The sequence below is a fragment of the Dryocola clanedunensis subsp. sulfonylureivorans genome, from assembly GCF_016756775.1.
Taxonomy (GTDB): Bacteria; Pseudomonadota; Gammaproteobacteria; order Enterobacterales; family Enterobacteriaceae; genus Dryocola; species Dryocola clanedunensis.
In genome coordinates, this window is record NZ_JAERMU010000031.1 from 1 (window position 1) to 20056 (window position 20056).

Consider the following 20056-nt stretch of genomic DNA (forward strand, 5'->3'; position numbering starts at 1 on the left):
AGAGTGAACATATTTTGTCTCCTTTCACCTGAGCCAACACGTCATTCCAGCCTTGTACATACGAAGTCAGAGCTTCTGGTTACCGTTCGGATTTTGAGTGACGTGAAAGGTGAAACGGAGGGCTTAAGCTACGAAGAAAGATCGGCGTCTTCAGGGCGGATACAAGCTTCCTCCGTTTCGTGTAACCGGTAGCTAACCAGCTACCGGTTCAAGATACAAGGGCGGATAAGCGAAGCGTCATCCGACATCTGGTTTCAGATATGCAATGATTCAGGGCGCAGTCCTGTCCCCGTCGTTCAGCGGTCGCTGCATGATCAGCGTGTCGCGCCAGTCACCCAGCTTAAAACCTACGCTTCTCAGATTTCCCACCGTCTCAAAACCAAACTGCTTGTGTAGCCGGCACGAGCCGGTGTTGTTCTCGCCGTCGCCGATCACCGCAATCATCTGCCGCCATGGGCCTTGCTCGCAGCGGTCGATTAACGCGCTCAACAGCTCGCTGCCGATGCCTCGACCCGCCATGCTGGCGTCGATATAAACGGAATCCTCAATGGTAAAACGGTAGGCCGGGCGAGGGCGGTAAACGGTGGCGTAGCAGTAGCCCACGACAATGCCGCCGTAGCGGGCAACAAGCCACGGCAGGCCCTGCTCGTTCACGAGATGTAAACGTTCTGCCATCTGTTGAAGGGTGGGGGGCGTTTCTTCAAAGGAACCACGGCCGTACAGCACATGCCACTCGTAAATGGCCGTGATAGCCGGAATATCGTCGAGAGTCGCCTCACTGATGATAAGCCTGGCGGATGAGAACGTTTCAACCACGGACATAGTCGCACCTCTGCGCTGGTAAGAGGGTGGACGCTATATCCTCCACCCTGGCTACCCGCTAATCTAGTACGAAAAATAGCCGAAAAACAGTCCCTGTATTGGGAGTTGACAGGGTAGCTTAGTGAGGCTCATGCGGATGTGTATGGCTGCAAGCGCTTTCGTCCCACCATTTGTGCTTTGTTGTTTTGCCAATGCCTGGATTCATGCTGTTTGTCGGGTCATTTGCCTTATAAAATTGTTTTAACGTCTCTGGCGCTTCATACAAATGGCCTACGTTATGCTCTGCGGGATACTGCGCGCCGCGAAGGCGCAGCAATTCAAGCATTTGCTCCTTCAGCGCGTGCGCGTCAACGCCTTTCTTGACGATATAGTCCTGATGGAAAACGTGGCACATAAAGTGGCCGTAATAGAGGCTATGGCTTATCTGGCTGCTGATTTCCGGCGGTAGCTGCTCAAACCACTCCTGATCGTTACGGCGCAGGGCGATGTCCAGCGCAAGAATATCCTCGACTTCCTCACTGTGAATAGCCTGGTAACGAATGGCCGCGCCTGCGGCGGCAAAGCGGTGCAGGAAGGCTTTCGCCCCTTCTTCAGGCGTACAGGCAAAGAATGCGCCTTCCGCCTGCTGGAAATAGTTCTCCAGCCAGGCGCGGGCTTCCTCGATCCCTTCACCGGACATTTTCAGCAGCAGGTGGTGCTCGTACTTATCGCGCCACTCTTTCATGCGCGCAGGCAGATGGCGGGGGAAGAGGGCGTTAATGCGCTGTAACGCACGGTCTGTGAAGTGAGGTTTGATGAACGGCACTTTCTCAAGTAAAGCATCCGTGCGGCCCTTCAGCGTGAAGAAGAACGGCATTTTGTCGGTGCCGAGTTTATCGATCATCATGAAAGTGTCTTTGCCATACACCTCGGCAATATCGTAAATATCCCGGTGCATGTATTCGCCCGCCACCGGCAGAGAGTTGAAGTTCGCAAGAATATGACGACGGATCTCTGTCAGCACTTCGGGTTTGTTGGTGCCGATGTAAAACACCTGGTTTTGCTTTTCGGCAACAAAGGTGTCGAGACGCACAGCGAACACCGCCAGCTTCCCGGCACAGCCGGACGCTTCGAACAGGCGGTTCGGATCGGCGTTGAAGCGGGAAGGCGTGTCGGCATCCACATCACGGACCCGCTCGGCATAGTCATGATCCGAAGCCTGGCGCTCATCATGCCGTATCTCTTCGGGTTTAATGCGCTCATCATCAAGCTTGCCCAGAATTTGCTCAGGCGTCGTGCCAAGATCGATACCCAGATGGTTCACCAGCGTCAGTTTGCCCTCTTCATCGATGCGGGCATAGAGCGCCATTTCGGTATAGGCCGGGCCGCGCTGCACCAGCGAACCGCCGGAGCTATTGCAGATGCCGCCGATGACCGAGGCCCCAATACAGGAGGAGCCAATGACGGAGTGCGGCTCGCGGCCCAGCGGCTTAAGTGCTTTTTCTAGCTGATACAGCGTGCTGCCCGGGAAGGCCAGTACCTGCTTGCCTTCGTCCAGCAGCTGCAGCTTATCGAGACGCAGGGTGCTGATAATGACAATTTCACGGTCATAATCATTGCCGTTTGGCGTGGAGCCTTCGGTCAGACCGGTATTCGCCGCCTGCATGAGAATAATTTTATCGTTGCTTACGCAAAGGCTTAATACACGCCATAACTCAAGCAGCGAACCTGGAAAAACAACCGCCAGCGCCTCGCCCTGACCAGAACGAAATCCTTTACGATAACGGGCCGTTTTAGCCGCGTCGGTCAATACCTGTGTGCTGCCCACCAGTCGATTCAATTCATTTATAAAATTTTGCTTAGTCGAATTTGCAGATGCGGACATGGTTCCACTCCTTGTAATGGCATAGATTTATTGCCAGCAAGCATAGCCTGCCTCATCTGGTGCATGACACCGAAATGTCCTAAATATCAGCATATAACACCGAAACGACTCTTCTTACCCTTGTGACGATGTGGCACACTGCTGGCTTATTCATAATGTGCTGCCCGGTGAGGGCGGCCTGAGCAAGAGAGTAAATCCCATGAAATGGCTCTGTTCCGTAGGTATCGCGGTTAGCCTTGCGCTACAGCCCGCGCTGGCCGAAGAGATGTTCGGCCCTCATCCCCTGACGCCGGAAGCGCGCGATGCGTTCGTCACCGATCTCCTGTCTAAAATGACCAACGACGAGAAAATTGGCCAGCTGCGTCTGATAAGCGTAGGGCCGGATAACCCTAAAGAAGCCATTTGTGAGATGATCAAAGACGGCCAGGTAGGGGCCATTTTCAACACCGTTACCCGCCACGACATTCGCATCATGCAGGATCAGGTGATGTCCCTGAGCCGCCTGAAAATTCCTCTGTTCTTCGCCTATGACGTGCTTCACGGTCAGCGTACCGTTTTCCCTATCAGCCTGGGACTGGCCTCGTCCTTTAACCTGGATGCGGTGAAAACCGTCGGACGCATCTCGGCCTATGAAGCGGCAGACGACGGCCTGAACATGACCTGGGCACCGATGGTCGATGTCTCCCGCGATCCGCGCTGGGGGCGTGTCTCGGAAGGTTTCGGGGAAGATACCTATCTGACCTCCATTATGGGCCGCACGATGGTGGAAGCGATGCAGGGCAAAAGCCCGGCAGACCGCTACTCCGTGATGACCAGCGTTAAGCACTTCGCGGCCTACGGTGCCGTGGAGGGCGGTAAAGAGTACAACACCGTCGACATGAGCCCGCAGCGCCTGTTCAACGACTATATGCCGCCGTACAAAGCTGCGTTAGACGCGGGCAGCGGTGGCGTGATGGTGGCGCTGAACTCCATCAACGGCACGCCGGCCACCTCCAATAGCTGGCTGCTCAAAGACCTGCTGCGCGACGAGTGGAAGTTCAAAGGCATTACCATTTCCGATCACGGCGCGATTAAAGAACTGATTAAGCACGGCGTGGCGAGCGACCCGAAAGACGCGGTGCGCGTGGCGCTCAACTCCGGCATTAACATGAGCATGAGCGACGAGTACTACAGCAAGTATCTGCCGGAGCTGGTGAAGAGCGGGGCCGTCCCTCAGAAAGAGCTGGACGATGCCGCCCGCCACGTGCTGAACGTGAAATACGATATGGGCCTGTTTAACGACCCGTACAGCCACCTTGGGCCGAAAGAGTCTGACCCGGCAGACACCAACGCCGAAAGCCGCCTGCACCGCAAAGAAGCACGCGAAGTGGCTCGTGAAAGTCTGGTGCTGCTGAAAAACCGCCTGCAAACGCTGCCGCTGAAAAAAACCGGCACCATAGCCGTGGTTGGCCCACTGGCCGACAGCAAGCGTGACATGATGGGCAGCTGGTCTGCGGCGGGCGTGGCGGATCAAACCGTTACCGTATTGCAGGGCATTCAGAGCGCCGTGGGCGACAAAGCAAAAATTGTTCACGTGCAGGGCGCGAACGTCACCGATGACAAAGGCATTGTCGCCTTCCTGAACGAGTACGAGAAAGCCGTGAAGGTTGACCCGCGTACACCGAAAGAGATGATCGACGAAGCCGTTAACGCGGCGAAAAGCGCTGACGTTGTGGTTGCCGTGGTGGGTGAAGCGCAGGGTATGGCGCACGAAGCCTCAAGCCGTACCGATCTTGTGCTACCGCAAAGCCAGCGCGATTTGATTAGCGCCCTGAACGCAACCGGCAAGCCGCTGGTGCTGGTGGTGATGAACGGCCGTCCGCTCGCGCTGGTGAAAGAAGACCAGCAGGCTGATGCGATGCTGGAAGCATGGTACAGCGGCACCGAAGGCGGCAACGCCATCGCCGATGTGCTTTTTGGCGACGATAACCCGTCGGGTAAACTGCCGATGTCCTTCCCTCGTTCGGTCGGTCAAGTCCCGACCTACTACAGCCACCTGAATACCGGGCGTCCGTACAACCCGGAAAAACCGAACAAGTACACTTCCCGCTACTTCGACGAAGCAAATGGCCCGCTTTATCCGTTTGGTTACGGCCTGAGCTACACCACGTTCAGCGTGTCTGACGTGAAAATGTCCGCGCCGACCATGACCCGCGACGGGAAAGTGGAGGCGAGTGTGATGGTCAAAAATACCGGTGACCGCGAGGGCGCAACGGTAGTGCAGATGTATCTGCAGGACGTTACCGCAACCATGAGTCGTCCGGTAAAAGAGTTAAAGGGCTTTAAGAAAGTCACTCTCAAGCCGGGGGAAACCCAGACCGTCAGCTTCCCGATTGATATCGAAGCGCTGAAGTTCTGGAACGCACAGATGAAGTACGATGCCGAGCCGGGCAAGTTTAACGTCTTCGTTGGGCTGGACTCCGCTCGCGTGAAGCAGGGCGAGTTTGAACTGAAGTAAGCGCTGACCTCTTTTCCCCTCTTCGTGCCGGAGAGGGGAAAACGACAAGCAAAGTCTGAAAAATTCCTCTCTATAACTTATTCCCCTTTATGCTTTCCCCGGCAGGTGCATTCTCGGCTATTCTTGTTGTGACTCCCTGATTTTCAAGTAAAGAACAACAACGAGGAATCACCATGAATTTAAAAACGCGTTTTGGCGTGGCGGGATTACTGATGCTGGCTGCCGGCGCTCAGGCGGCCGAGCCGGTGAAAGTTGGCTCGAAAATTGATACCGAAGGCTCGCTGCTGGGCAACATTATTTTGCAGGTGCTGGAAAGCCACGGCGTGAAAACCGTTAACAAAATCCAGCTTGGCACCACGCCGGTGGTGCGCGGGGCGATTACCTCGGGCGAGCTGGATATCTATCCTGAATACACGGGCAACGGGGCATTTTTCTTTAAAGATGATAACGACCCGGTATGGAAAAACGCTCAGAAAGGCTATGACAAAGTGAAGCAGCTCGACGCTGAGAAAAATCACCTGGTCTGGCTGACGCCTGCCCCTGCTAATAACACCTGGACCATCGCCGTACGCAAAGATTTAGCCGAAAAAAATAAGCTGACCTCGATGGACGATCTCAGCGCCTGGCTGAAAAAAGGGGGCGAGTTCAAGCTTGCGGCTTCCGCTGAATTCATCGAGCGCCCGGACGCACTTCCCGCGTTTGAAAAGGCATATGGATTTAATCTCGACCAGAAACAGCTGCTGTCGCTGGCCGGTGGCGACACCGCCGTGACCATCAAGGCTGCCGCGCAGAAAACCTCCGGTGTGAACGCAGCAATGGCCTACGGCACCGACGGTCCGGTGGCGGCGCTTGGCCTGCAAACGTTAACCGATCCGAAAGGCGTGCAGCCGATTTACGCGCCTGCGCCGGTGGTGCGTGAAGCGGTGCTGAAAGCCTGGCCGCAGCTTGACGAGTGGCTGAAGCCTGTCTTCGCCTCGCTCGATGAGAAAACCCTGCAGCAGCTGAACGCCAGCATCGCGGTGGAAGGGCTGGATGCCAAAAAAGTGGCGGCAGACTACCTGAAGAAAAAAGGTTTTGTGAAGTAATCCGTTGGCGAAATAGTGGTGGATGGCGCAAGCGCCATCCACCCTACAACAACTCTTCAGATCAGTGTCGCCACCCAATACGTAGGTCGGATAAGCGCAGCGTCATCCGACAAAACCCTGGTCGGATAAGCATGGCCTCGTCCGACAAAACTAACAGGATGTCAGTTTGCCGAAAATCCATAATCGCGTCCTGCTGCTGCTGGTGATTTTGCTGGTGGCGGCGAGCGCTGCTTTACCTTTTATCAATTATGCGGCCAACCGGCTGGTTTCCGGTGAGCCCATGGCCCTGCGCCAGCTTCCGGGCCACGCGCTAATCCTGCTGCTTACCCCCACGCTGATTCTGGCTCTCCTCACTTTTCTCCCTACTCGCAAACGCTCCCTCGCGCTGACGCTGCTGGTTGGCGAGGCGATGTTTATTGGGGCTCTGGTGCTGATGGGGAAAACCGCGACGAATTTTGCCGAGCAGGGGAGCAGTCTGGCGCGAACCTCACCGGGCAGCGGGCTTTGGCTGTCGCTGGCGCTGTGCCTGCTGCTTTGTGCGGATGCTATTAACCGTCTCACGCCGAAAGCGCTCTGGCGGCTGCTGTTGAATCTGCAAATCTGGATTGTGCCGGTGGCCCTGTTGCTCAGCGGCTTTTTTGCTGACCTCTCGCTGCTGAAAGAGTATGCCAACCGGCAGGATGTGTTTGATGATGCGCTGAGCCGCCACCTGGCCCTGCTTGTTGGCACGCTGGTCCCGGCGCTGCTGATTGGCGTGCCGCTCGGCGTGCTCTGCTATCAGCGTCCAACGTGGCAGTCATCGGTATTCTCTGTGCTTAACGTGATTCAGACGGTGCCGTCGGTGGCGCTTTTTGGCTTGCTGATAGCGCCGCTGGCCGGGCTGGCGAAAAGTTTTCCCTGGCTGAAAGACATTGGCGTCAGCGGCATTGGCGTCACGCCCGCACTGATTGCCCTGGTGCTTTACGCGCTGTTGCCGCTGGTGCGCGGCGTGGTAGCCGGGTTGCAACACGTGCCGCGAAATGTCGTTGAAAGTGCCGAAGGTATGGGCATGTCGCGGCGGCAAATTTTCTGGCGTGCCGAAGTGCCGCTTGCCATGCCCGTCCTGCTGCGCAGCCTGCGCGTTGTCTGCGTGCAGACCATCGGCATGGCGGTGATAGCCGCACTCATTGGCGCGGGCGGATTCGGCGCCATTATCTTCCAGGGGCTGCTCAGCAGCGCGCTGGATCTGGTGCTGCTCGGTGTGATCCCGGTCATTGCCCTTGCCGTCCTGCTGGACGCGCTGTTTAAACTTGTTATTTCATTGCTGGAGGCAAAACAGCCATGATCGAATTTGACCATGTCAGTAAATACTTCCAGGGGGAAGCGGCGGTAAGAGATCTGTCGCTCAATATCCAGGAAGGTCAGTTTACGGTGCTGATTGGCACCTCCGGCTCCGGTAAATCCACCACGCTGAAAATGATCAACCGGCTGGTGGAGCACGACGAAGGGCGCATCCGCTTTGCCGGGGAGGAAATCCGTAACTTTGATGTGAAGGCACTGCGCCGCAGGATGGGTTATGCGATCCAGTCTATTGGTCTGTTTCCGCACTGGACCGTAGCGCAGAACATCGCCACCGTCCCGCAGCTACTGAAATGGCCGAAGGCAAAGATCGATGCGCGCATTGACGAGCTTCTGGTTTTGCTTGGCCTGGATGCCGGCCAGTTTCGCGACCGCTATCCGCACCAGCTGTCCGGTGGGCAGCAACAGCGTGTAGGCGTCGCGCGTGCGCTGGCGGCGGATCCGGAAGTGCTGCTGATGGATGAACCCTTCGGCGCGCTGGATCCTGTGACCCGGGCGGCGCTCCAGCAGGAGATAAGCCGTATTCACGATCTGCTGGGCCGCACCATCGTGCTGGTGACGCACGATATCGAAGAGGCGCTGCGGCTGGCGGACAGAATTGTGTTGATGGACGCAGGCCAGGTGGTACAGCAGGGGACGCCGATGGAGCTGCTGACCAACCCGGTAAACGATTTCGCCCGTGACTTCTTTGGCCGCAGCGAGCTTGGTCTGCGCCTGCTGTCGCTGCGCCAGGTGGCGAACAGCGTACGGTCTGACGAACACATTGTCGGCGAACCTATTGCGGCGGATCTTAGCCTGCGAGAAGCGCTGTCTCTGTTTGTCGACAGGCAGTGCGAGCAGCTGCCTGTGGTGGATGCAAAGGGCGTTCATTGCGGCGTGCTGCACTTCAGCGATCTGGTGCGAGGTGAACATGCGTCTGGTTCGTGATCCGTTGCTGTGGCTGATTGCCCTGTTTATCGCGCTTCTCTATACGATGCCGCATACCGAAGGCCTGTTCAGCTGGCTTTTTCCCGAGCTTGTAAGGCCGGTGTATCAGCAGGAGAGCTTCAGTGCGCTGGCGCTTGCGCACCTCACGCTGGTGGGCATCTCCAGCGTGGTTGCCATTGTCATTGGTATGGGATTGGGCATCGCCGTGACGCGCCCGTGGGGGCTGGAGTTTCGCTCACTGGTGGAGACCATTACCGCCGCGGGGCAGACGTTTCCACCGGTCGCGGTGCTGGCAATTGCCGTGCCGGTGATGGGGTTTGGCCAGCAGCCCGCGATTATTGCGCTGGTGCTGTACGGCCTGTTGCCTGTCGTACAGGGCACACTCGCGGGGATTGGTGCGGTGCCAGAAGCCACCAGAGAAATTGCTTTTGGCGCAGGGATGAGCCGCTGGCAGGTGTTGCGAAAAGTTGAACTACCGCTGGCCGCACCGGTGATTCTGGCGGGAATCCGGACATCGGTCATTATTAATATTGGCACGGCGACCATTGCTTCAACGGTGGGGGCCAACACGCTGGGTTCACCGATCATCATCGGGCTAAGCGGCTTTAACACCGCCTACGTGATTCAGGGGGCCATCCTGGTGGCGCTGGCGGCGATCGTTACCGACCGCCTCTTTGAACGCCTGCAAAGCTACATTACCCGTTATGCAAAATAACGATGTAGCCCATCAGCATTACGCCGCCAATTCCGCCGATGGCCATGACCAGCATGCCGCTGACGAGGGCAATTTTAGACAATTTCATTTTTCTCTCCCTATGTTACGGAAGGGATTATAAGTCGAAGCCGGCTTGTTAATGAACCTTTAAATGTCCTGAATGATACGGGCGGGGTCACGACCGCTGGCGTTTAGCGGGAAAACAGGCAGCCCCTCGCAGCGCCATTGCTCCAGCTGGGCGAGCTGCTGGTGGCTTGGCGCATCCCCGCACCAGACCAGAATCGTCTGCCGGGGAAAGAGTTCAGGCCGCACGCTGGTCAGCGGCTGCGCCAGCACGTCAACGCGCCAGCCCTGCTGAATCGCCATCCACGCCGCCATCCACAGACGTGTCGTGTCCTGGGTATTCCAGCCGATCAGCAGCGCATCTTTGCCGCTATGTTTGCGGGCGGACGCCAGGCAAAGCGCAATATAGTTAATCAGTGCGCCATCGAGCAGGCTTAGTAAGGTGTTGAGGGTGACCTGCTGACATTGCAGGCGGCGGCGAAGCGGGGTGTAGAGCTGCATCACGAGCGTTTCGGCGGGGTAGTCTCGTCCGACATCGGCCATCCAGGCCCGCAGCCTGTTCGGGTTGCCGCATTGCAGATAGTGCAGCAGCGTCTCCTGACGCTCTCGCCAGCCGGTTTCCAGATCCATCTCTTCGCCGCAGAGCAATGCTTTCACCTTGCTGACCTGCACGCCGTTTTCTATCCAGCGTTTGATCTCACGAATGCGATCGATGTCGGCGTCGTCAAACAGCCGGTGCCCGCCGTCGGTGCGCTGTGGTTTCAGAAGTCCGTAGCGCCTTTGCCAGGCACGTAACGTCACGGGATTGATGTCGCAAAGCACAGCTACTTCACCAATGGTATAAAGCGCCATGTTGTCCCCAAAGCCAGTCCGGGAAGTCCCCGTATAACTGTAGACAGTGCGAAGGACTCTGGGAAATTTTACTGATTTATTTCTGTGGCGGAGAAGGCGGATGACACAGTTAAGGTGTAGGGCGGATAAGCCTGCGCCATCCGCCGCTACGGTGTCGCATATTAATCTTCGAAGTACCAGTAACCCTGATTCACCAGCTCGGTCAGCACCTCAATAAACTCTTCGTCCTGCAGCGCATCGCCCAGCTCACTTTTTCCGACCGTGGTGTAGCGGCACAGAACATCTGCGGCTTTAGCGTTTTTTGTATTCAGCGGTTCGCTGTTCACGAAGAAACGCTCGCCGACGTTGAGCACGCGCAGGCCGCTCAGGCGTGTCAGGGAGTCGCCCTGCATCAGCGCATCAAGGATCTCGCTTTGTTCATAGGCTGGCTCTGCTGGGGCAATGTCCAGTTCGTGGCGAGGCGTTGTGGCAAAGCGGCCAAACCACTGTTTGAAATCTTCCGGCTGGTTGAGCATCTCCACCATCATGCCGCGCAGGCGATCCAGCTCGTACTCTTCCACTTTGCCCGGGTGCTCGCGCAGCGTCAGATCCGCATCGCTGTAGTGCTCGCCGCCCAGATCGTTCTCCAGCGCGTAGTCCGCAAAGCTGCTCACCAGATCGCGGCCGTTCGGCCCACGGAAACCGACGGAATAGTTGAGGGCGGTTTCGTGCGTGAAGCCATCGTGCGGGAAGCCCGGCGGAATATAGAGAATATCGCCCGGCTCGAGATCTTCATCGATGATTGGCGTAAACGGATCGACGTGCAGCAGGGCTGGATGCGGACAGAACTGACGCATTGGCAGCTTGTCGCCTACGCGCCAGCGGCGGCTTCCCATGCCCTGAATAATAAAGACGTCGTACTGATCGATATGCGGCCCAACGCCGCCGCCCGGTACGGAGAAAGAGATCATCAGATCGTCGAGACGCCAGTCTGGCAGCACGCGGAACGGACGCACCAGCTCGGCGGAAGGCTCGTGCCAGTGGTTGACGGCCTGCGCCAGCAAAGACCAGCCGGTCTCGCCCAGGTTATCAAAATCTTCAAACGGACCGTTGCTGGCGTGCCACTGTCCGTCTTCGGTATGGCTGACCAGGCGACTGTCCACTTCTGGCTCCATCGCCAGACCCGCCAGCTCGTCCGGGGTAATAGGATCGATAAAATTCGGGAACGCATTTTTCAGGACAACCGGCTGTTTTTGCCAGTATTTTTCCATGAATTCTTGCCAGTCAAACGTCAGTTGATAAGCCATATTTTCATACCAGTGGGAAGAGAAACGGCGGTGATTATAAAGAGCCTGGGGGTCTGGCCGCCTTGTCATTGGTCAAGGGGAAGGGGATGACATAAAAACAAAAAAGAATGCCGTCGCGGGGCGAAAAGTGGGAGAATAGTGGCTGTTTATACAGTAGAAGTGAGCGTTATGGCCTTGTCCTCTGCGCAAAAAGCGCAAATCGCCGCCTGGTATAAGGCGCTACAGCAGCAGATCCCGGACTTTATTCCGCGCCTCCCACAGCGGCAGATGATTGCCGAAGTGGCGAAAACGCTGGCAGGCGATGAGGGCCGGCATCTGGCGATCGAGGCCCCCACCGGCGTGGGCAAAACCCTCTCCTACCTGATCCCCGGCATCGCCATTGCCCGGGGCGAACAAAAAACGCTGGTGGTCAGCACCGCCAACGTCGCTTTGCAGGACCAAATCTACAGCAAAGATTTACCGCTGCTGCGTAAAATTATCCCCGATCTGAAATTTACCGCCGCCTTCGGGCGCGGGCGCTACGTTTGCCCGCGCAACCTGGCCGCGCTGGCAACGGATAGCCTCGCACAGGGAGATCTGCTCGCTTTTCTTGATGACGAAATGGCGCCAGCCAGCAAAGACGAGCAGCAGCGCTGCGCAAAGCTGAAGACCGAACTGGACGGCTACAAGTGGGACGGCATTCGCGACCACAATGCCCAGGCGATTGACGACGATCTCTGGCGGCGCATGAGCACCGATAAAGCCAGCTGCCTGGGGCGCAACTGCCACTGGTATAAAGAGTGTCCGTTCTTCGTGGCGCGCCGGGAAATCGATGAAGCGGAAGTCGTCGTGGCTAACCATGCGCTGGTGATGGCGGCCATGGAAAGTGACGCGGTGCTGCCGGAAGCCAAAAATCTGCTGCTGGTGCTCGACGAAGGGCACCACCTGCCGGACGTGGCGCGCGACGCGCTGGAGATGAGCGCGGAAATCACCCCCGGCTACAGCCGCCTTCAGCTTGACCTGTTCTCGAAGCTGGTGGAAACCTGCATGGCGCAGCTCCGCCCGAAAAGCCCGCCGCCGCTGACTTCCCCGGAACGCCTCACCAACCACTGCGACGAAGTGCACGAGCTGCTCAGCTCGTTTTGCAGCATCGTTAAGCTGTGGATGCCGGGCGAGTACGAGAGCGAACACCGCTTTGAGATGGGCGTTTTGCCCGATGAGATCATGGTTATCTGCCAGCGGCTGGCAAAATTGACTGAAGGGCTGCGCGGCCTGGCGGAAGCGCTGGTTAACGATTTAAGCGAAAAGACCGGCACCCATGACGTGGTGCGTGTCCACAGGGCACTCTTGCAGATGAACCGCGCGCTGGGTTATTTCGAGTCCCAGAGCAAACTGTGGCGTCTCTCTGCGATGGAACAGGCCTCCGGCGCACCGGTCTCTAAATGGGTCACCCAGGACGCGCGTGAAGGGCAGACGCATCAATATTTCCACTGCGTGGGGATCCGCGTCAGCGACCAGCTTGAAAAGCTGGTGTGGCGCAATGTGCCGCACGTGATTATTACCTCCGCCACGCTGCGGTCGCTGAACAAATTTGATCGCTTGCAGGAGATGAGCGGCCTGCGCGAAAAAGCAGGGGACAGATTTATCGCCCTGGACTCGCCGTTTAATCATGTCGAGCAGGGCAAAATTGTTATCCCTCAGTTGACCGTCGAGCCAACCATGGAAAACGAGCCGCAGCATCTGGCTGAAATGGCGGCCTTCTTCCGGGCAGAGCTGGCAAAAGGCGAACACAAAGGGATGCTGGTGCTGTTCGCCAGCAATCGCGCTATGCAGCAGTTTTTAGCTCACGTGACGGATCTACGTTTAACCTTGCTGGTGCAGGGCGATCAGCCTCGTTATAAGCTGGTCGAACTGCATCGCAAACGGGTTGAAGAGGGAGGCACCAGCGTACTGGTCGGGCTGCAATCTTTCGCGGAAGGGTTAGATTTAAAGGGCGACCTGTTAAGCCAGGTGCATATCCATAAAATCGCCTTCCCGCCGGTGGACAGCCCGGTCGTCGTCACCGAAGGCGAATGGCTGAAAAGTCTGAAGCGCTATCCGTTTGAAGTGCAGAGCCTGCCTGCCGCATCATTCAATTTGATCCAGCAGGTCGGGCGTTTAATTCGCAGCCACGCCTGCTATGGTGAAGTGGTGATTTACGATCGCCGCCTGCTGACGAAAAACTATGGCCAGCGCCTGCTGGGCGCACTGCCGGTGTTTCAGATAAGCCAGCCGCCAGCACCGGCGGCGAAAGCGCTTACCGTCGAGCCTAAGAAAACCGTGCGGCGCAAGCGCGCGAGAAAATAATACCAGGGGTACAGAGATGGACTATCGCAAAATAATCAAAGAAGTAGGGCGCGGTAAAAATCACGCCAGGGATCTGGATTTCGACACCGCGCGCGGGTTGTACAGCCATATGCTGAAGGGTGAAGTGCCGGAGCTGGAGCTGGGCGGCGTGCTGATTGCCCTGCGTATTAAAGGCGAAGGGGAGGCGGAGATGCTCGGCTTCTATGAAGCGATGAAACAGCATCTTATCTCTCTCACACCGCCGATGAACAAGCCGATGCCGATCGTTATCCCTTCCTATAACGGTGCGCGCAAGCAGGCGAATCTGACTCCGCTGCTGGCCATGTTGCTCAACCGTCTGGGTTACCCGGTGGTGGTGCATGGCGTCAGCCACGATCCCACCCGTATTCTGACCGAAACCATTTTTATTTTGCTTGGCATTGAGCCGACCCTCCATGCGGGTCAGGCGCAGGCGAAGCTCGAAGCCCATCATCCGGTCTATATCCCGATTAGCGCGCTCTGCCCGCCGATGGAAGATCAGCTGGCGATGCGCTGGAGAATGGGCGTGCGCAACAGCGCGCATACTCTTGCTAAGCTCGCCACGCCGTTTGAAGAAGCCGCCGCGCTGCGTCTGGCGAGCGTCTCGCATCCGGAATACGTCGGGAAAGTAGCGAAATTTTTCGGCGATATCGGCGGTCGCGGCCTGCTGATGCACGGCACGGAAGGTGAGGTTTACGCCAACCCTCAGCGCTGCCCGCAAATTACCCTGATTGATGACAAGGGAACGCAGGTGGTCGTGGAGCGTCAGACAGATGCCGTTGAAAATGTCATTCTGCCGGATTCGAAGGATCCTGACGTCACCGCGCGCTGGATAGAGCGCTGTGTGGCGGGTATAGAGCCTGTCCCTCAGTCGTTAAAAATCCAGATGGCCAGCTGCCTGGTAGCCACGGGAGAAGCCCTGACGTTCGAAGAGGGGATGTCGAGGGTAGAACAAACTTTCTAGATCGCAGGCAAAAAAAAGCCTGCGGGAGGGTCCGCAGGCTGCAATGGTATATCAAGGGTCAAACAGGGTCGAAGCAGCGCTTCAATGAGGGTAGTGGCAATACATCTCACAGGGTCAAACGAAAATCTTTGTCTACAACTTAATTGTAGATAACAGCAGTACCGCTCATTTTGCCGTTAGTGTTAGCAGAAGTGATGGAATACGCTTTTGCACCCGCCTGTTCTGCTTTAGAGGCCAGCTGTGCTTCAAGACCGTCCAGCGTCGTTGCGCCCTGGGCTGACACAACGCCAACTTTATTCAGGCTCTGAGCCTGGGACGCGCTCACTGACTGTGCTGCAAACGCACCGAAAGAGAGAGTTGAAAGGGCGATGGCGGCTACAGCATATTTGATGGTTTTCATCGTTAATTTCTCGCAGGTTATTCTGTTTAAGGTGACGTTGTTCCGTCGATGTGATTATGGTCACACTTTTGAGTAGAAGATAAAATCGAAGAGAATTGATGGCGTTGTTCAAATAAATTGAACGCCTGCTAAGTTATTGAAATGTGTAATGGTTAGCATGTGAACTATCAACTTTGAGATTATCACCGCGATACCGTCGCGTTTAGCGCACCTTTTGCTAATCTTTTTTGCATCGCTGGTCGTACCTGACAGGCAATCGCTTGCACTGAAATTGAGCTGCCAGAAAAAGCGGGGGAGGCGGCTGGTTGAATATTTTGTGCAGGGCAGTTAGGGCAGAAAAAACGGCTTCCAGGAGTGGAAACCGTCAGGGGGTGAGTATCAGCATCTACGCTATTCTTTCCGGTTATTTATAAAGGGTGGCGGTGCCGTACATGTGGTTATCGCCGCCGGCGGAGTTAATGACATAGCCTGTTGCGCCTTGCTCTTTAGCCTTGGCGGCCAGTTTATCCTCCAGGTCATCCAGGTTACGGGCGTTGTTGGCCGAGACGGTGCCCGCTTCACGAAGCTGGCCGGTCTGGCCGCTCATGAGTTCCTGTGCCGCTATGGTAGCAAACGGTAGCGCCGCAAGGGTGATAACCGCAGAAAAATACAGCAATTTTTTCATCATCACATCCTCTTAAGTCTGTGGGAGAGTCGATTGAAATTTCATCAACACTTCAAAGTGTAGGTGGAATGTGGTGAAAAAAAGGGGCAAAAAATTGATTGACTTGTGCTTGTTTTTTGAACAACAAATCTTGACGAAATGATGACAAATCAGCCACATACAGGTGGCTGATTTTGTTTGAGTTATCTGGCATCCGGACGGATGAGATCGAATCGGTGAGATTCTTCGATGGTGTAATAGGCGGAGGGACCGCCGGCTCGTAGTACCGGTTTTGCCAGCGCGGTTTGATAAATGCCGTCGATGAGCAGCGTTTCATCGATGTGAACGGCGACGACTTCCCCCAACACCAGCCAGGTATCAATCTCCGCGCCGTCAGCGGTAGTCAGCTGAATGCACTGCGACAGACGGCACTCGAAGTTCACCGGACTCTCCGCCACCAGGCTCGCTTTAACTTTACGACCGGGCACCGGCGTTAAGCCCGCGCGCGCAAACTCATCTTCCCCGCGAGGAAGCGTTGCGGAGGTTTCATTCATTTGCTCCGCCAGCTCGCGGGTGGTGAGATTCCAGACGAACTCTTTGCTGTCGAGGATGTTCTGCACGCTGTCTTTCCAGCCGCTGCTGGCAAAGCCGATAATCGGCGGGCGGTAGTTAAAGCAGTTAAAAAAGCTGTACGGCGCAAGGTTGCGCTGGCCCTGCGCATTGCAGGAGGCTATCCAGCCAATCGGGCGCGGGCCAACAATCGCATTCAGCGGATCGTGCGGCAAGCCGTGACCGTTAGCAGGCTCGTAGTAATACCTTTTCGCAGACATATTACCTCTTTCATTAATGAAAACGGCGTGGTGTATTTACCCCGTGGTCTGCACAGAGTATCTTACGCGCCCACACAAGGAGAAGCCGCGATGAAAACCCCAGCCACCAAACCGGGCCTGCACCCGCGTAACTGCCACCGTGAACGCTATGATTTTGCCGCCCTGCAGCAGAGCAGCCCTGCGTTAACGGCATTCGTGAAAACTGGCCCGCACGGTGAGCCAACGGTTGATTTCGCCAACCCGCTGGCGGTCAAGGCGCTGAACCAGGCGCTGCTGGCGCATTTCTATGGCGTACAGGGCTGGGATATCCCGGACGGCTTTCTTTGCCCGCCTGTTCCTGGGCGTGCGGACTATATTCACCACCTGGCAGATTTGCTGGCAGAGGGTCACGGCGGCAACGTGCCATCCCAGGCCACGATTCTGGACGTGGGTGTCGGGGCGAACTGCATTTATCCGTTAATCGGGCAGCATGAATACGGCTGGCGCTTTACCGGCTCCGAAATCGACGCCGACGCGCTGCGCAGCGCAACGATGATTATAGATGCGAACCCGGGCTTAACACGCATGATTCGCCTGCGCCGTCAGAAAACGAAGGATGCTATCTTCCCCGGCATCATCCATAAAAATGAAACCTTTGACGCCACGCTGTGTAATCCACCGTTCCACGATTCGGAAGCAGCCGCCCGCAGCGGTAGCGAACGTAAACGCCGCAATCTTGGCCAGGACGAGAAGGGCGCGCTGAATTTTGGCGGCCATGAACATGAGCTGTGGTGCGAAGGCGGAGAAGTGGCGTTCGTCAGCCAGATGATCAACGAGAGCAAAGCGTTTGCGAAGCAGGTGATGTGGTTCACTTCGCTGGTTTCCCGTGGCGAAAACCTGCCAGCGCTGTACCGCGTCATGCAGGAGGCTGGCGTGGAGAAAGTGGTGAAGAAAGAGATGGCCCAGGGTCAGAAGCAGAGCCGCTTCATCGGCTGGTCCTTTATGAATGACGCCCAACGCGCCCGCTGGGCCGCCACACGCTTTAAATAATTACACCGTAGGGTTTGCCGGCGGCAGCGTTCCGGCTGCTGCCTAGGAGGCCTGGATCGCCTGAGCGGTATCCGGGCCTGGCTGCATGACCTGCACGGTCTGCACCGGGGGACGTATACCCGCTGCGTCAAAGTGCTTTTTCACCATCCCGTCTAACGCAAAGCGCACCGTCCACTGTTTCAGCGGCTGGGTGGTAAACGACACGCGTACCGTGAACGCCTGGTTGGTCAGGCCGACAATACCCGCAAACGAAGGCTCGCCGATGACCAGCATGCGGATATCCTGCTGTTCCATCAGCTCGGCTACGGCCTCTTTGAGAATGCGGTTGGCCTTATCCACTTCCTCCTGCCTGTCCACATCGTAGTTCGCCACAAACGAGCCTATGCCACGCACAAAGTTGGCGAAGGTGGTAATCGATGACCACGGAATGATGTGATACGCCCCTGTGTCCTGGCGCACCCCCACCGAACGAATCGACATGCGCTCCACGGTGCCCGTTATCGGCCCGATAGTGACTAAATCGCCGGTGTTCATGCCGTTCTCAAACTGGATGAATATGCCGGTAATAATGTCTTTCACCAGCGTTTGCGAGCCGAAACTTACCGCCAGCCCCAGAGCGCCGGCCCCCGCCAGCAGCGGCGCGATATTCACACCAATTTCGGAAAGCAGGATCATGATGGTGATGGTGCTTATCACTACGGCGAGGGCGTTACGAAATAGCGTCAGTAGCGTACGGGTGCGTGCGCTGGGCATCGGGCGGCCATGGATATCCGACGCCAGCCGGTTTTCTATCAGGCTTGCCAGCAGCGTCCAGCCAACCGCCGAGAAGAACAAGATCAGCACGATGCAGATCAGTATATCGACGGTTTTCTCCCCGGCACCGTTGACCAGCCACGCCCACATGTCAAACAAGCTCCATGCGTTGAGCAGCAGCATTACCGCCACGCAAACGGTGAGAATGCGCGCCAGTTTTAGCGAGGCGGATATCCAGCTATTCAGGCGCTTTTGCAGTTCAGGGTAGCTGCGCTGTACCTGGGGTGAAAGCGTGATGGTTTTGGCTATCCAGCGCGACAGCATGCCGGAGATAAACGCCGCGATGCCAACAATCGCCAGGCTGCGCATCGACGCCCCCATCATCCACTTCAGGCTGTTGCCCGGATCGAACAGGGAGAAGAAAAACAGCACCACAAAATAGGCGCTCGCCAGCCAGTGCCACACCAGCGCAAAGGCGCGGATGAACAGGCTGAAGAAAGCCATCGAGCGGTCGGCGAGATGAGCCAGACTTTGCTGGATGTGCCGTTTATTGCGGAAAATCAGGCACAGCGCCCAGACCGTAATGCACAGCATGATGGCGACGTTGGCCATCGCGCCAATCTGCACGTTGACCTGGTTTGAGATTATCGGCACCGCGACCAGAATGCCGTAGCCGATAAGGCTGCTCAGGCCGGACAGCCGAACGCTCCAGTAATTTGCGCTCTGGTCGCTGATGGGGAACGGGCGCAGGTCCGGTATACGCGGGCAGAAGATCAGCCGCAGAATAGCCTTGAAGAATTCAATCAGCGCAAAGGCGTTGAGAAATAATCCCTGCTGGCGGGCAATGGTGCGGCTGCCCGCGTTCATCATGTCGCTGAATATTTGCCCGACGAACAGCGTCAGCGCCAGTAGCAGCATATCAATAACAAAGGCCGCGACGATCATCAGCGGCAGGTGGAACCAGCTGGAGCGATCGCGGTTCTTCTTGCGCCCCCATCTTCCCATCCGCCGCCAGACCGGCGTCATGCACAGGCGAATCAGCAAATAAAAGGCGAAAACCGCAGCGACGAGCAGCGAAAAATGCATCAGGGCGTTGAGGAAAGTTTGCTGGTTGAAGGGCTTATGGGGAGCGTTGGAGATATTACGGTGCAGCTGGGCGAAGCGATCTGCCAGCTCTCCGCCGTAGTGACGACTTACATCGGTAACATTCTCCAGCACCGTTTTGTCTTCGCTGAGCTGCTCCGGCGGCGCAATGGCCGGTACGGGTTCCGGCGGTGGCGTAGCGGCAACTTTGCGCAGCTGTTCGATTAGCTCGCTGCGCGACTTGTCGTTATCCAGCACATCTGCCAGCGCCGAATAGGCCTTCTTTTTCTCTTCGATGTCCGGTTCGGCAGGGGGAGTATTGTTGTTCTGGGTGGAGGTGGCAGCGACGGCGGCGGCCGGTAGCGTAACCGCAGGGAGCTGAAAGCTAAGCAGGCTGCAAAGCAGCAAAAGTATCCACGGCACGGCACTCCTCCAGGCTGAGAAAGTCAGGCAAAGGAGTAAGTATAGCCAGTGAGGATCACGGGGTTAGAAATGGGGATTAATCTGGGGTGGGGCTGAAAGTAGGGTGAATAAGCGATAGCGTCATCCACCACTGTAAAAG

General features: G+C 56.8%; 17 protein-coding genes. 8 read left to right on the forward strand and 9 right to left on the reverse strand.

The genetic code is table 11. The annotated features are described in order from the left end of the window. Nucleotides 1–270: 270 nt before the first annotated feature. A complete protein-coding gene (locus tag HYQ67_RS21270) occupies nt 271–822 on the reverse strand; it encodes a GNAT family N-acetyltransferase (protein WP_202307449.1) in 552 nt (183 codons plus the stop codon). Nucleotides 823–940: 118 nt separating this feature from the next. Continuing rightward, nucleotides 941–2686, reverse strand: a complete 1746-nt coding sequence (dld, locus tag HYQ67_RS21275; RefSeq protein WP_202307451.1) for a D-lactate dehydrogenase — start codon at nt 2684–2686, stop codon at nt 941–943. A 199-nt stretch (nt 2687–2885) separates the two neighbouring features. Here dld and bglX point away from each other — a divergent pair, with 199 nt between their 5' ends. From bglX to HYQ67_RS21300, 5 genes are all read left to right on the forward strand, one after another. Beyond that, nucleotides 2886–5183 carry a beta-glucosidase BglX gene (gene bglX, locus HYQ67_RS21280; RefSeq protein WP_202307453.1) on the forward strand — a complete coding sequence of 766 codons (2298 nt, stop codon included), beginning with the start codon at nt 2886–2888 and terminating at the stop codon, nt 5181–5183. Between the two features lie 173 nt (nt 5184–5356). Further along, nucleotides 5357–6268 (forward strand): glycine betaine ABC transporter substrate-binding protein OsmF, encoded by a 912-nt coding sequence (gene osmF / locus HYQ67_RS21285; protein WP_202307455.1) that lies wholly within the window; start codon nt 5357–5359, stop codon nt 6266–6268. A gap of 166 nt (nt 6269–6434) precedes the next feature. Continuing rightward, nucleotides 6435–7592, forward strand: a complete 1158-nt coding sequence (locus tag HYQ67_RS21290; RefSeq protein WP_237391379.1) for an ABC transporter permease — start codon at nt 6435–6437, stop codon at nt 7590–7592. Beyond that, complete coding sequence (locus HYQ67_RS21295) at nt 7589–8533, forward strand: ABC transporter ATP-binding protein (RefSeq protein ID WP_202307457.1); 945 nt, start codon at nt 7589–7591, stop codon at nt 8531–8533. The genes HYQ67_RS21290 and HYQ67_RS21295 overlap by 4 nt, the downstream gene beginning before the upstream one ends. After that, nucleotides 8517–9248, forward strand: a complete 732-nt coding sequence (locus tag HYQ67_RS21300; RefSeq protein ID WP_202307459.1) for an ABC transporter permease — start codon at nt 8517–8519, stop codon at nt 9246–9248. Before HYQ67_RS21295 ends, HYQ67_RS21300 begins: the two co-directional genes overlap by 17 nt. On the opposite strand, the gene HYQ67_RS24090 is transcribed toward HYQ67_RS21300, so the two are convergent. The 3 genes from HYQ67_RS24090 to HYQ67_RS21310 all read right to left on the reverse strand — a co-directional run bounded on the left by HYQ67_RS24090 (nt 9229) and on the right by HYQ67_RS21310 (nt 11449). Then, nucleotides 9229–9336: a hypothetical protein gene (locus HYQ67_RS24090; protein WP_237391380.1), complete on the reverse strand. Its 108-nt coding sequence runs from the start codon at nt 9334–9336 to the stop codon at nt 9229–9231. The two genes, HYQ67_RS21300 and HYQ67_RS24090, sit on opposite strands and share 20 nt — an antisense overlap. A gap of 59 nt (nt 9337–9395) precedes the next feature. After that, on the reverse strand, nt 9396–10163 hold the full coding sequence (locus HYQ67_RS21305) for a MerR family transcriptional regulator (protein ID WP_202307467.1): 768 nt from the start codon (nt 10161–10163) through the stop codon (nt 9396–9398). Nucleotides 10164–10324: 161 nt separating this feature from the next. Continuing rightward, nucleotides 10325–11449: a ribosomal protein uL16 3-hydroxylase gene (locus HYQ67_RS21310; protein WP_202307468.1), complete on the reverse strand. Its 1125-nt coding sequence runs from the start codon at nt 11447–11449 to the stop codon at nt 10325–10327. Nucleotides 11450–11617: 168 nt separating this feature from the next. Between HYQ67_RS21310 and dinG the strand changes: the two genes are divergently transcribed. Both dinG and ybiB read left to right on the forward strand, forming a co-directional pair. Then, nucleotides 11618–13774: an ATP-dependent DNA helicase DinG gene (gene dinG / locus HYQ67_RS21315; protein ID WP_202307549.1), complete on the forward strand. Its 2157-nt coding sequence runs from the start codon at nt 11618–11620 to the stop codon at nt 13772–13774. Nucleotides 13775–13790: 16 nt separating this feature from the next. Next, nucleotides 13791–14756 carry a DNA-binding protein YbiB gene (gene ybiB, locus HYQ67_RS21320; RefSeq protein WP_202307469.1) on the forward strand — a complete coding sequence of 322 codons (966 nt, stop codon included), beginning with the start codon at nt 13791–13793 and terminating at the stop codon, nt 14754–14756. 139 nt (nt 14757–14895) lie between these two features. Here ybiB and ybiJ read toward each other — a convergent pair whose 3' ends face one another. From ybiJ to HYQ67_RS21335, 3 genes are all read right to left on the reverse strand, one after another. Continuing rightward, nucleotides 14896–15156 (reverse strand): DUF1471 family protein YbiJ, encoded by a 261-nt coding sequence (gene ybiJ / locus HYQ67_RS21325; protein ID WP_202307470.1) that lies wholly within the window; start codon nt 15154–15156, stop codon nt 14896–14898. 403 nt (nt 15157–15559) lie between these two features. Continuing rightward, nucleotides 15560–15820 carry a DUF1471 family periplasmic protein McbA gene (gene mcbA, locus HYQ67_RS21330; RefSeq protein WP_202307471.1) on the reverse strand — a complete coding sequence of 87 codons (261 nt, stop codon included), beginning with the start codon at nt 15818–15820 and terminating at the stop codon, nt 15560–15562. Between the two features lie 182 nt (nt 15821–16002). Next, entirely contained in the window at nt 16003–16629 is a 627-nt protein-coding gene (locus tag HYQ67_RS21335) for a flavin reductase family protein (RefSeq protein ID WP_202307472.1), read from the reverse strand. A 90-nt stretch (nt 16630–16719) separates the two neighbouring features. Between HYQ67_RS21335 and rlmF the strand changes: the two genes are divergently transcribed. Beyond that, complete coding sequence (gene rlmF / locus HYQ67_RS21340) at nt 16720–17658, forward strand: 23S rRNA (adenine(1618)-N(6))-methyltransferase RlmF (RefSeq protein ID WP_202307473.1); 939 nt, start codon at nt 16720–16722, stop codon at nt 17656–17658. 42 nt (nt 17659–17700) lie between these two features. Here rlmF and ybiO read toward each other — a convergent pair whose 3' ends face one another. Next, nucleotides 17701–19917, reverse strand: coding sequence for a mechanosensitive channel protein (gene ybiO, locus HYQ67_RS21345; RefSeq protein ID WP_202307474.1), 2217 nt, complete (start codon nt 19915–19917; stop codon nt 17701–17703). Nucleotides 19918–20056: the final 139 nt, after the last annotated feature.

Coding starts and splice junctions, on each gene's coding strand:
- HYQ67_RS21270 (WP_202307449.1), bottom strand. CDS start 822: ATGTCCGTGGTTGAAACGTTCTCATCCGCCAGGCTTATCATCAGTGAG.
- dld (WP_202307451.1), bottom strand. CDS start 2,686: ATGTCCGCATCTGCAAATTCGACTAAGCAAAATTTTATAAATGAATTG.
- bglX (WP_202307453.1), top strand. CDS start 2,886: ATGAAATGGCTCTGTTCCGTAGGTATCGCGGTTAGCCTTGCGCTACAG.
- osmF (WP_202307455.1), top strand. CDS start 5,357: ATGAATTTAAAAACGCGTTTTGGCGTGGCGGGATTACTGATGCTGGCT.
- HYQ67_RS21295 (WP_202307457.1), top strand. CDS start 7,589: ATGATCGAATTTGACCATGTCAGTAAATACTTCCAGGGGGAAGCGGCG.
- HYQ67_RS21300 (WP_202307459.1), top strand. CDS start 8,517: ATGCGTCTGGTTCGTGATCCGTTGCTGTGGCTGATTGCCCTGTTTATC.
- HYQ67_RS24090 (WP_237391380.1), bottom strand. CDS start 9,336: ATGAAATTGTCTAAAATTGCCCTCGTCAGCGGCATGCTGGTCATGGCC.
- HYQ67_RS21305 (WP_202307467.1), bottom strand. CDS start 10,163: ATGGCGCTTTATACCATTGGTGAAGTAGCTGTGCTTTGCGACATCAAT.
- HYQ67_RS21310 (WP_202307468.1), bottom strand. CDS start 11,449: ATGGCTTATCAACTGACGTTTGACTGGCAAGAATTCATGGAAAAATAC.
- dinG (WP_202307549.1), top strand. CDS start 11,618: ATGGCCTTGTCCTCTGCGCAAAAAGCGCAAATCGCCGCCTGGTATAAG.
- ybiB (WP_202307469.1), top strand. CDS start 13,791: ATGGACTATCGCAAAATAATCAAAGAAGTAGGGCGCGGTAAAAATCAC.
- ybiJ (WP_202307470.1), bottom strand. CDS start 15,156: ATGAAAACCATCAAATATGCTGTAGCCGCCATCGCCCTTTCAACTCTC.
- mcbA (WP_202307471.1), bottom strand. CDS start 15,820: ATGAAAAAATTGCTGTATTTTTCTGCGGTTATCACCCTTGCGGCGCTA.
- HYQ67_RS21335 (WP_202307472.1), bottom strand. CDS start 16,629: ATGTCTGCGAAAAGGTATTACTACGAGCCTGCTAACGGTCACGGCTTG.
- rlmF (WP_202307473.1), top strand. CDS start 16,720: ATGAAAACCCCAGCCACCAAACCGGGCCTGCACCCGCGTAACTGCCAC.